The organism is Vibrio sinus, assembly GCF_023634645.1.
In the GTDB taxonomy this organism is placed as follows: domain Bacteria; phylum Pseudomonadota; class Gammaproteobacteria; order Enterobacterales; family Vibrionaceae; genus Vibrio; species Vibrio sinus.
The window spans coordinates 130,054-141,734 of record NZ_JAMKMR010000001.1; the positions used below are offsets into that span (position 1 = coordinate 130,054).

General features: G+C 42.7%; 8 protein-coding genes. 6 read left to right on the forward strand and 2 right to left on the reverse strand.

The genetic code is table 11. The features are described 5' to 3' along the window. Nucleotides 1–226 precede the first annotated feature (226 nt). A complete protein-coding gene (locus M9194_RS00530; protein ID WP_250610250.1) occupies nt 227–1,618 on the forward strand; it encodes an APC family permease in 1,392 nt (463 codons plus the stop codon). A 28-nt stretch (nt 1,619–1,646) separates the two neighbouring features. Here the strand turns inward: M9194_RS00530 and M9194_RS00535 are convergent, their stop codons facing one another. Beyond that, nucleotides 1,647–2,090, reverse strand: a complete 444-nt coding sequence (locus tag M9194_RS00535) for a YtoQ family protein (protein WP_250610252.1) — start codon at nt 2,088–2,090, stop codon at nt 1,647–1,649. Nucleotides 2,091–2,425: 335 nt separating this feature from the next. Here M9194_RS00535 and M9194_RS00540 point away from each other — a divergent pair, with 335 nt between their 5' ends. Continuing rightward, nucleotides 2,426–3,724 carry an FYVE zinc finger domain-containing protein gene (locus tag M9194_RS00540; RefSeq protein ID WP_250610254.1) on the forward strand — a complete coding sequence of 433 codons (1,299 nt, stop codon included), beginning with the start codon at nt 2,426–2,428 and terminating at the stop codon, nt 3,722–3,724. 145 nt (nt 3,725–3,869) lie between these two features. Here M9194_RS00540 and M9194_RS00545 read toward each other — a convergent pair whose 3' ends face one another. After that, nucleotides 3,870–4,856 (reverse strand): sugar-binding transcriptional regulator, encoded by a 987-nt coding sequence (locus M9194_RS00545; protein ID WP_250610256.1) that lies wholly within the window; start codon nt 4,854–4,856, stop codon nt 3,870–3,872. A 446-nt stretch (nt 4,857–5,302) separates the two neighbouring features. Between M9194_RS00545 and tal the strand changes: the two genes are divergently transcribed. The 4 genes from tal to M9194_RS00565 all read left to right on the forward strand — a co-directional run bounded on the left by tal (nt 5,303) and on the right by M9194_RS00565 (nt 11,545). After that, nucleotides 5,303–6,253, forward strand: coding sequence for a transaldolase (gene tal / locus M9194_RS00550; RefSeq protein WP_250610258.1), 951 nt, complete (start codon nt 5,303–5,305; stop codon nt 6,251–6,253). 66 nt (nt 6,254–6,319) lie between these two features. Beyond that, a complete protein-coding gene (gene tkt / locus M9194_RS00555; protein ID WP_250610260.1) occupies nt 6,320–8,314 on the forward strand; it encodes a transketolase in 1,995 nt (664 codons plus the stop codon). Nucleotides 8,315–8,829: 515 nt separating this feature from the next. Continuing rightward, the gene (locus tag M9194_RS00560) at nt 8,830–10,338 is read left to right on the forward strand and encodes a lytic polysaccharide monooxygenase (RefSeq protein WP_250610262.1); all 1,509 of its coding nucleotides are present in this window, start codon (nt 8,830–8,832) and stop codon (nt 10,336–10,338) included. 328 nt (nt 10,339–10,666) lie between these two features. After that, nucleotides 10,667–11,545, forward strand: a complete 879-nt coding sequence (locus M9194_RS00565; protein ID WP_250610265.1) for a hypothetical protein — start codon at nt 10,667–10,669, stop codon at nt 11,543–11,545. Nucleotides 11,546–11,681 lie beyond the last annotated feature (136 nt).

Sequence of the window (11,681 nt, forward strand, 5' to 3'; positions counted from 1 at the left end):
GAGCTGGGAGTTGAACCCAGAAGCTATGGTTTATCACTCATTGATTAAAGGAAATTAATCACACTGATGATAATAGAGTAATTAAACTCAGCGTGAAGGTACATCCCACTTTTTTGCACAGCGTTATTGCACAAAAGCACAAGCGTTTTTGCGTGATAACCGTTACATTGAAAGGAATTGTATATGCCCAGGTTAGTTTGATTGAACGACGTAGAGAGGAAGCGGGATGCAGTCTAAACGATTAAAAAAATCATTAAGCCTTTGGATGATCATTTCTTTTGGCGCATCCGGCATCATAGGTACCAGTTGGGTATACACAACAAGCAGTTTCTTCGCTAAATATGGAGCGGGAGGTGTCATTTTCGGTTTTGTCGTGGCAGGTCTTCTTGCTACCTGTATCGCTTTGGCTTATTCCGAACTCACACAACGTTTTCCTAGGGCGGGCGGCGAAACTGTCTTTGCCCATGTTGCATTTGGTAAAAAGTGGTCGTTCGTTGTTGGATGGCTCTTAGTCGGTGCTTACGTCAGTTCCCTCGCTTTCTATGTAACAGCAAGCGGTATGTTGCTCTCGCTCTTTTTTCCGGTGTTGAACACATTCCCACTTTACACTCTCGCTGGTACCACCATACATTTACCCGTCCTTCTCATCGGTGTCGTCCTTACTCTGTTTATATTCTGCTTTTCTGCGATAGGAATTGAACTCGCTGGATGGCTTCAGATGATCCTATTTGGATTCATGCTGATTATTGGCCTCTGCCTCGTGATGGTTGGGTTCAGCTCCGGTAATATTGACAACTTCTGGCCAGCTTTCACTCCAAACAGTAACGCCATCGTCAGCACCTTGCACTTTGTACTGCCAGCAATGACGCTACTGACTGGATTCAGCATCGTCTCTGTACTTGCAGAAGACGCCAATCTAAAGCCAAAAAGCATTTCCATCGCGCTGCTTATGACCGTTTTCATCGCTACTGCCTTTTATTTTCTTGTGCTGCTCGCCAGCGCGTGGCTAATTCCATGGAAAGTCACCGCAACAATGCATTATGGCGTGATCGACGCATTTCGGCTTGCAGGCTTTCCTGATCTTGCTTGGGGGGCCTACGCCATTGCTGCACTTGGCCTTGTAACGAGTTTTCTTGCGTTATTTTCGGCAACGTCAAGGGTCATATTGTCCATGGGACGAACAGGTATACTGCCTCCTATTTTCGCTAGGCTTAATAGGAACGATAAGCCGATCAACGCACTACTCTTTACCTTGGGACTCACTTTAGGCTTGGGACTGTTAGGCAAGGGGGCACTACTGTGGTTTTTAGATACAGGCGGTGTTTACATTGGGTTGGCATGGGTAATTGCAGTATTGAGTTTGTATCGAATCCGTCGTATCTATCCGCAAACTATGACCCCGTTTCAAACTAGAACGCGTTGGCTTCCCGCCATCGGAGGCTTCATAGCACTTGCGACCATCGCTATGATAGCCATCCCCGGTACGTCGTTGTCTCTGGTTTGGCCCAATGAGTATATCATTCTCGGCGTGTGGGCACTGCTGGGCTTTACTCTCTACCGTTTTGTGCCATCGGAAGCGCCCGGCGAACACACCTCTTCGCAATATGAAATGCAATAAAGAGGTGTATACCGGGCGAGATATACCTTTACTGGTTACCAGTAAGGTATGCCAACAACTCAACAACTTGCGCGGGCGACGTTGCCCAAGCCTGCGCAGATGCATCGACTTCTTTAAGGGCATGCACCAAAGATTCGTCATGTAATGTGATATACGGTTTCCCCAATGCGGCACAGAATCCAGCGTCAAACGCGGCATTCCACTGTTTGTATTTCTCCCCAAAACGTATAATCGCTAAATCACATGATTTGATTGCGGTCTGAGTACGTATGGCGTTCACTTTAGCTGACTTGTGATCTCGCCAAAACGGGGCACTTTCTACACCTAAAGGATCACCCGCTGCATCACTGGACTCATGATCCGTATTAGCCGATGTAAATGACACTGCGAGATTATTTTCTTCGCAACCTTTGATGATTTGCTCACGCCAATCGGTATGGATTTCACCTGATAAATAGACTTCGAAATTCATAATCTGCTTTTTTGTTAATTGCAAAAAAATACAACTTAACATTTTGATTATGAATGGGCAATATGATGAACTATTCAGTTAGGAGTAATCTTTCCTATGACCAATCCGTAGTTTTATTGGTGCACTTTTCATCCAAATAGGAATAATATAGGAGATAGTGCATGTAATTGCACATAGTTTTTTATTCATTACTAATAAATCAAAATACTATCAAAGATATATTCTAACTGATATTGCATATATTCCAGAAAAAAATTGGGTTCATAGGTATGATTATTGAAATAAAAGAAAAATAAAAACCCAATATAAAATCAAAAAAATGAGATGAATAGAATATGCCTACTTGGATTCCAGATAGTAAAAGTAGCAACTGTAGTTGTTGTAGTAATGAAATAAAGCCCACTATTTTTAATTTATGTAAAGTGACTTTTCAAATATCCACCAATAAACATCATTGCAGAAAGTGTGGAAAGATAATTTGTCAGTCTTGTGTTGAATATGAAAAGTTTAGAGATGCAATACTAGATAAATCATCGCTTCGATACAAATCTAGCTACGAGTCTTCTACTCGATTTGAAGAACACAAAGTTTGCAGAAATTGCCGTGTTAATAAGTTTTTAATTACAAACGAATCAGAGCTTGAAGAAAGGCTCTTTGAAATGAGCCAGTTAACAGGCAGCCCCTCTGGGCCATTAATGACTGGTGGAGCCATATTTCAGAAGGACTGGACTGGGCTGGGGAATATACAAAAAGATTCAAAGGTAACTGCTGCAGAAATTGCTCAGATGTGGGCACAGTTGTACATTGACGCGAGAAAAGGTGGAGCTGCACTCAACTACACTACAGAAACACTCGAACTATCCGACCAAGCGATCCATAACCTAAATAATAGTAAACGTCTTTCCCCATTTTCAGGGCTAATTGACTGTAGAACCAATAAAATATTTTTAGTCCCTGCCACAGCTAGGAAAGGGCAAGCTTATTGGCAAGAAAGAGATTTATTAAAGCAACATTTCACTCGGTATGGTTTCCTTGGTGCAAATAGGCTCGAAACTCATGGAAGAACACTATATTCAAAAAACGAAAATATATTTCATTACAACAATATGGACCATGGCAATGCTGCAACTATCGTAGATGAGAGGTTTTCATCAGAACTCCTAAGAGAAATAAGTCAAGATCAGAGCATTTCACTGAACACCAGAAATAAACAATTTATATATAAAACCTGGATGGTTCAGCAACGGATTTCTTCTGATTGGTTAGGTTTTTTTGTTTGTGCTGACAGCCAAGGTAATTATCAGTTTAACTTCAAATCAGCCCAGCTTAACGTTCCAAACCTATTTCTGCCAAATCTGGACCTTAAAGAAACCTTCCAAGTCAAAACACGGGAAATGCCCAAATTTGGGGTTTCCGTAAGAATCGATGGAAAAGAAGTAGAAGAGATTAACAAGAAAAACAAAAAATTAAAATATAGTAAATTCACAAATGAGTGTTTATACAATGCAACTCAGCTTCCGAAAAAGCTGCAAGATTTAATTGAAAATAGTTTTAAACAAGCACTTGACAACAAGGTAATAACAAAGCCACCCATCAATAGCGGTAAAGTAAACGGTAAGGCAGGAATATCGTAAATCAGCAACTTAAAACTTTGGCTTCATTGCAAACAATAATGATTTTTACGAATTTATTATAGTAAAAAACACTAACTCTACCGAGCATCACTATAATTTGGGTATATAGAGATATACCCAAATCACCCTACTTCTCAAACCTTTATCACTCACGGCTCATTTGTTCATCTAGGTTAAGTACGGTTAGTGCGTTACTCACACTGGTCGCTAAAACATCAATCACACCAGTCCTTAAGGCACCGAGAAGAGCAAGCGGTTTACTGTTTTCAGAGGCAATGGCAATCACTTCCGATATGGAGCGATACTCGTCCATCCCTAAGCCAATCACCCGGTCGTTCATTACCGTATTCACCACCTTACCTTGGATATCGAAGAAGTCGTAACCTGCGAAATCTCCCACTACCCCATCTGCTAACCTTGACTGCACCACTTCATTTGGGGTGAACCATCCTAGATCAACCATATAGCTATTTTCACTCATATCTCCCACCCCAACCAATGCGACATCGGCTTTACGCGCTCGGTCTAAAGTTTGCTTGATTGTGGAGTTTTGCATAAAGGCCAATTTTTGCTCACGATTCTCTGCATACGCTGGAGCATACAAGGTTTCTGAGGTGCCTCCGTATTTTTTAGCCATTTGTCGAGAAATATGGTCGGCGTTGTACGGTCCTCCCTTTGGGTGTATGCCTCCAATGCCACACACAAATGTACATTCTCTTGGTGTAATCACCCCTGTGTACTGTCCAATCGAAGAGACATTACGCCCTTGCCCTATCGACACCACCATGCCATTTTTTAAAATTCCAGACAAATACTTCGACACTAAGCCAGCGACTTGTTCCCGTTGCTGTTCTTCACTAGGTTGATCGAGGGCGATCAAAGCACGTTTTATTCCAAACTTATCGATCAGCCTTTGCTCTATCTTGGCACTAAAAACAGGGTGGTACTTGACAGTGATTTCCACAATACCTTCATCTCTAGCCTGCTTTAACAGTCGGCCGACTTTAGCTCGAGAGATAGAAAATTTCTTTGAGATTTCCTCTTGGGTTGCGCCATCTTGATAATAGGCAACAGAAATCTCTGTTAATAGGTTGGCAACATCACTCGATGACTCATGACTAGATTGACTCATTCTGCCTCTTTAAATCCCTACCAGGATTGATAACTCAAACGGATATACCTTAGTGAAATTCTCACTCCATTTCCAATCATTTGTTCACTATCGTTACATATGTTCAGTCATTAACAAAGATTTGTGACAAATTGGCGTGAGCAAGGAATCAGCACAGTTGCTTGATAATGTTATGATTTTAATCATGCAAAAAATATAACTTAGATTTTATCTGCAATATCAGCTCGTTTTTATTGACTTTACAAATTTTTAGGATATATATGTTTCCATCATTTACTCAGTACGCGAGCATCTGCGCAGAGCAAATGTTTTTAGTGCTGAATTTTGTTTAAATTAGCTGCAATAGTTTTTCATTATTATAATGAGCAATCTGTACCAGTTGACCAAAACACAAAAGTGAGCCGAACCATTCGGACTGCCTTAGCCAAAAAATAGGATTATCGATTATGAGTAACAAGTTAGCGCAACTTCGCAAACTAACCACTGTAGTAGCAGACACAGGCGAAATCGACGCGATTAAAAAGTACCAACCAGAAGATGCCACTACAAACCCTTCTCTAATCCTCAAAGCCGCACAAATTGCCGAATACGCTCCTCTTATCGACCAAGCTATTGAATACGCGAAATCTCAAAGCAACGATAAAAGCCAACAGCTTCAAGACACCTGCGATATGCTAGCCGTGAACATTGGTAAAGAAATTCTTAAAACCATTCCTGGTCGTATTTCTACCGAAGTCGATGCTCGCCTTTCTTACGACACTGAAGGCAGTGTGGCAAAAGCTCGTCAACTTATCAAAATGTACAACGATGCGGGTATCACAAACGATCGCATCCTTATCAAGCTAGCTTCTACTTGGGAAGGTATCCGTGCTGCAGAGATCCTAGAAAAAGAAGGCATCAACTGTAACCTAACGCTTCTATTCTCTTTTGCTCAGGCTCGTGCTTGTGCTGAAGCTGGCGTATTCCTAATTTCACCATTTGTTGGCCGAATCATGGACTGGTACAAGGCAAAAGAAGGCCGCGATTTTGAAGCAGCGGAAGATCCAGGCGTACTGTCTGTAACTAAGATCTACAACTACTACAAAGAACACGACTATCAAACGGTTGTAATGGGTGCAAGTTTCCGTAATATTGGTGAAATCCTTGAGCTTGCAGGCTGTGACCGTTTGACTATCAGCCCAGCGCTGCTTCAACAACTCGAAGAAGCAGAAGGTGTGGTAGAAGCGAAACTTACAGCGACTTCAGAAGTGAAAGATCGTCCAGCAGCGATGACTCACGCTGAATTCTTGTGGGAGCATAACCAAGACCCAATGGCGGTTGAAAAGCTTGCTGAAGGCATCCGCAACTTCGCTATTGACCAAGGCAAACTTGAAGCGATGATCGCTGAAAAATTATAAGAGTTTTAAAGGAGAGGCACCCGCCCTCTCCTTTTTAAATTGAAATTATTATTTCTGGAAACCATTATGAACCGTAAACAACTCGCAAATGCAATTCGTGCGCTAAGCATGGATGGTGTTCAACAAGCTAACTCAGGTCACCCAGGTGCTCCTATGGGTATGGCTGATATCGCTGAAGTTCTTTGGCGCTCTCACCTAAACCATAACCCAACTAACCCAAATTGGGCTGATCGTGATCGCTTTGTGCTGTCTAACGGCCACGGCTCTATGTTGATCTATTCTTTACTTCACCTTACAGGCTACGCTCTGCCAATTGAAGAACTAAAGAATTTCCGTCAGTTGCATTCGAAAACACCAGGCCACCCAGAATACGGTTATGCGCCAGGTATCGAGACGACAACTGGTCCTCTTGGCCAAGGCATCACTAACGCTGTTGGTATGGCAATCGCTGAGAAATCTTTGGCGGCGCAATTTAACAAAGATGGCCATGAGATCGTTGATCACCATACCTACGCATTTATGGGTGACGGCTGCTTGATGGAAGGCATTTCTCACGAAGCATGTTCCCTTGCTGGTACGCTAGGTTTAGGCAAGTTGATTGCTTTCTGGGATGACAACGGCATTTCTATTGACGGTGAAGTGGAAGGTTGGTTCTCTGATGACACGCCTAAACGCTTTGAAGCTTACGGCTGGCACGTCATTCCAGCGGTTGATGGTCACGATCCAGAAGCAATCAACGCAGCGATTGAAGCGGCTAAAGCAGAAACATCTCGCCCAACCTTGATCTGCACCAAAACCATCATCGGTTTTGGCTCACCAAACAAAGCAGGCTCTCACGATTGCCACGGTGCTCCACTTGGCGCTGATGAAATCAAAGCGGCTCGTGAGTTCTTAGGTTGGAACTATGGCCCATTTGAAATCCCATCTGACATTTACGCTGAGTGGGATGCAAAAGAGGCAGGTAAAGCAAAAGAAGCCGCTTGGGATGAAAAATTTGCTGCTTACGCAGACGCATACCCAGAGCTCGCAGCAGAATTCAAACGTCGTGTAAACGGCGATCTTCCTGCACAATGGGAAGAGAAAACACAAGAAATCATTGCTGATTTGCAAGCTAACCCAGCGAACATTGCTTCACGTAAAGCATCACAAAACGCTCTAGAAGCGTTCGGTAAAATGCTACCTGAGTTCATGGGCGGCTCTGCTGACCTGGCACCATCTAACCTAACGATGTGGTCTGGTTCAAAATCACTTACTGCAGAAGATGCATCCGGCAACTACATCCACTACGGTGTACGTGAGTTCGGTATGACTGCCATCATCAATGGTATTGCTCTACACGGCGGTTTTGTCCCTTACGGCGCAACGTTCCTAATGTTCATGGAATACGCTCGTAACGCAATGCGTATGGCTGCATTGATGAAAGTACAAAACATCCAAGTGTACACTCACGATTCCATCGGTTTGGGTGAAGATGGTCCAACTCACCAGCCAGTTGAGCAAATTGCCTCTCTACGTTTAACACCAAACATGAGCACATGGCGTCCATGTGACCAAGTTGAGTCAGCGGTTGCGTGGAAACTTGCTATTGAGCGCAAAGATGGTCCTACATCATTGATTTTCTCTCGCCAAAACTTAGCCCAGCAGGATCGCAATGCAGATCAAGTATCTGACATCGCGAAAGGTGGTTATATCCTGAAAGACTGTGCAGGCAAACCTGAGTTAATCCTGATCGCTACAGGCTCTGAAGTTCAACTTGCTGTAGACGCGGCGGCTGAACTGACTAACGCAGGTAAGCAGGTACGTGTTGTATCAATGCCTTCAACTGACACATTTGAGAAGCAAGATGCCGCATACCGTGAAGCAGTACTGCCAAGTGATGTGACAGCACGCGTAGCCATCGAAGCAGGTATCGCAGACTACTGGTACAAATACGTTGGTCTGAACGGTAAAGTCGTTGGTATGACTAGCTTTGGTGAATCAGCACCAGCAGGTGAACTATTTAAACTGTTTGGCTTCACGGTTGAAAACGTAGTCAACACAGCGAAGGAACTGTTGGCTTAATTGTCCATACTTCCTAAATAGAATGAAGCGCCAAGCAATTTTGCTTGGCGTTTTTTTGTTTTCCTATATACCCAAGTCACTTCGAGATGCGGCTGTCTGCGCAGCCACTGGTAGTCTTTCTTTATTCTGACTTCAAGTATTGCTTTGTGAATATATTGTAATAAAAATAACAATTAATATCTCTTAAGAAAACTCTTCAGAATATAACTATACCTATTTCAACTAGATAGATGCTTAACACCTATTTTTGTTATTTAAATTAAATCACTGATTTATATAAAAACAAGTAATATTTCCCTTTTAATTCAACACATTTCAATAGTAATCATCTCTAATTAGTAAAACATCACAGTCTTACTATTGAATAATCTATTTAATTTCTCTCAAAAAGTATGCGTTGATCTTTATTCCAATTATTATTCTTTCAAAAACCAGCCTCCAAATTATTAGTACGCTTTAACAATAAGCTTTTCATTGTTCAATAAAACAGCAGGGAAATATAATTGGAGGCTGTCATGAAATTAAACAATTACCTAGACATTTTATTCACGGGTTGTAGAGGTTTAACAATACTGGTTTTTTCTTTAATGTGTGCTCAAGTTTCTGCTCATGGTTGGACAGAACACCCTATAGCAAGACAAAGCCTTTGTTACGACCAAGGTGGACTTTGGAATGGTACTCCTCCTGATCCAGCATGTGCGCAAGCGTTGGACTTGTCTGGGACCTACCCTTTTGTGCAACGAAATGAATTTGCAAAAAATATTACCGATTTCAATAACGAACAAGCCGTCAGGCAATCTGTTCCGGATGGCACTTTGTGCTATGCCAACGATGAACAAAAAAGTGGCATGGCAAGTACCAGTATTCCATGGCAAAAAACAGATATGCCCGTCGGACAGTCGCAACTTATATTTAATGCTACGGCACCACATAACCCCTCATTTTGGAGAATATATTTGACTAAGCCGAGTGCAGACTTAACTCAGCCTCTAGCTTGGGGTGATTTGGAGCTTATTAATTCTTATGGTGATATCCCTGTCAATGATGCTGGTAAATACCTAATGGATATTAATATTCCTGAAGATCGTACTGGCCCAGCGGTATTATTTGTTCGTTGGCAACGAGACGACTCAGCAGGCGAAGGGTTTTATAACTGTAGTGATATCAATATTGTTGATGACTCTGGAACAGATCCGACAGAGCCATCCGAACCTTACCTAACCCAAGGTGATCTTTTCATACCAGAAGAAATATCACTTGATTCAGCCACAATCGGCGATACCGTAAAATACACGGTTTACAACGGACAAGGTCAACCTCACAGCCAATTCGAGCTTGTTATTACTGAATCTAACCACAATGACTGGGACAGACTTCTTGCCGCTGATGTCACTGGTTTTTACCAACAAAACCATAATGGTGATGTCGTTATTGGCCGCTGGCATGACGAAATGAGCCACTATATGTACTTCCAAGGGGAGCTGCATGGAAACTACTTCCAGTCACGAGATACGAGTCTGCATGGCACTCTAACGATCATCCCTACTGGTGAGCCCAATGATGACTTTAATATTATCATTACTCCCAAAATACCGGTACTTCTAGAAGGCTCACAAGTGACTCACGGCGATACTCTGTACTTGTTTACCAACGATAGCGACGTCGAACCAGACTCTGCAAGCTGGTCACAAGTCTCTGGGCCAACAGTCTCCACAAGCTCTGGCCAGAATCATCTATTGGTCATCGATACAGGCTCAATAACCAGTGCGCTTCCTGTTGAACTTAGCTTCCGCTTAACCATTACTTACAATGGGGTGATTAAAGAGGCGTTATATAGCTTTACGGTCGTCCATGACTCATCAGGAGGTGACGGAGGGTCTAACCAACCTGGTTCGACTTGGAGTGCGACCGCCACCTACCACGGAGGAGAAGTCGTTGAGCACAATGGACAATCGTGGACTGCCCAATGGTGGACTGTAGGAGACGAACCGGGTACCACAGGCGAATGGGGCGTATGGCGATAAAATAATCTATATACCCAAGGGCCACTATAGAATTGAGGTGGCCCTTATTTATCCCCCAGTCATTCAAAGATACGGATTGCGTTATTTTTACGTATTGATTACTGAAAAGTATGTAATTTTAATAACCTTCTCATTTAATGTTGGAGGTTACAATTGTCCAGAAAATATCACTTTACTCCAATATTTATTCTATTTCCTTTCTACTACACTCATTCCCCACAAATCAATAACACTCCATATACCCAGTTATTAATTATATTTATCAAACAAAAGGACACTTATTTTAAATATTAAACGAGCCTACCTTCCATGTTTAATTACAGCTGCATTGTCTTCGACCGCATTTGCTAATGAGCCAGCAATACCATCTTCGATTAAATCTGCTGACAATAACCTTGCTCAATATATTAACCCCTTAATTGGTACATATAACGACAACACCACCTCCTACGGCAATAAAAAACCCTACGTCGCGCTCCCCATGCCAATGGTGTTGATCACCCCTCAAATGGACAATAAATACGCTGGGAAGGAAACGTACGTCAATGGTAAGAGCAGCCTTTCCGGATTTCGTTTGTCACACCAAGGTTCACAATACGGCGGTTTAGGCGATTATGGATTCTTTTCACTGATGCCCGTCAATGAAGGCTACAATGGCACTCCTCAATATGGGCTAATTCAGGAAGGCAACTTTAAAACTGCAGATGAAAAGGCCAATGCCTATGAATATCAAGTTACCTTCAACAATGGCATCAACACGGAGCTGACTTCTACCAGAAGAAGTGGGTATTTTGTTTTCAAAAACCCTAACGGTCACATTCAAGTGATACTTAGTCTGCCTACCACACACAGTACGACAGGCGCAGAAAGAAAAAACGGCTCAGATGGCTCGGCGTTAACGTGGGATAAAGAAAACCTAGCGAGCTTTTCTGGTTATACCGACAGCGGACGAAATAAGGGCGAAGGCACCGATAACTACGGGCTACCAAATCATTTTATACCCAAATTACTTCAAGATGCGAGTTTCAGCGAGATAGATAAGGCTTCAATGCTAGGCAGGGATGTGAGGCATAGTCATTCTACGTCGAACATCCCTAACGACGCAGTGAAGCCTTATCTACTCGCCCTTTGGGAGCGGTGTGAGTGGCCCCCTTTCGCGTCAAAGGACTTTGAAATGGATGGCCATTCCTGCAGACCTTTTCCTTAAATCGGGCCACTCACATCGCTCTGAATCCTGCATCTTGAAGTAGTTTGGGTATAAAAACTTCTTCAATATCCAGTTTATCGACCCAGAGACACAATCTGTTGTAAAACCGACGAACATAACGGCATGGAAAAGCGCA

Coding starts and splice junctions, on each gene's coding strand:
- M9194_RS00530 (WP_250610250.1), top strand. CDS start 227: ATGCAGTCTAAACGATTAAAAAAATCATTAAGCCTTTGGATGATCATT.
- M9194_RS00535 (WP_250610252.1), bottom strand. CDS start 2,090: ATGAATTTCGAAGTCTATTTATCAGGTGAAATCCATACCGATTGGCGT.
- M9194_RS00540 (WP_250610254.1), top strand. CDS start 2,426: ATGCCTACTTGGATTCCAGATAGTAAAAGTAGCAACTGTAGTTGTTGT.
- M9194_RS00545 (WP_250610256.1), bottom strand. CDS start 4,856: ATGAGTCAATCTAGTCATGAGTCATCGAGTGATGTTGCCAACCTATTA.
- tal (WP_250610258.1), top strand. CDS start 5,303: ATGAGTAACAAGTTAGCGCAACTTCGCAAACTAACCACTGTAGTAGCA.
- tkt (WP_250610260.1), top strand. CDS start 6,320: ATGAACCGTAAACAACTCGCAAATGCAATTCGTGCGCTAAGCATGGAT.
- M9194_RS00560 (WP_250610262.1), top strand. CDS start 8,830: ATGAAATTAAACAATTACCTAGACATTTTATTCACGGGTTGTAGAGGT.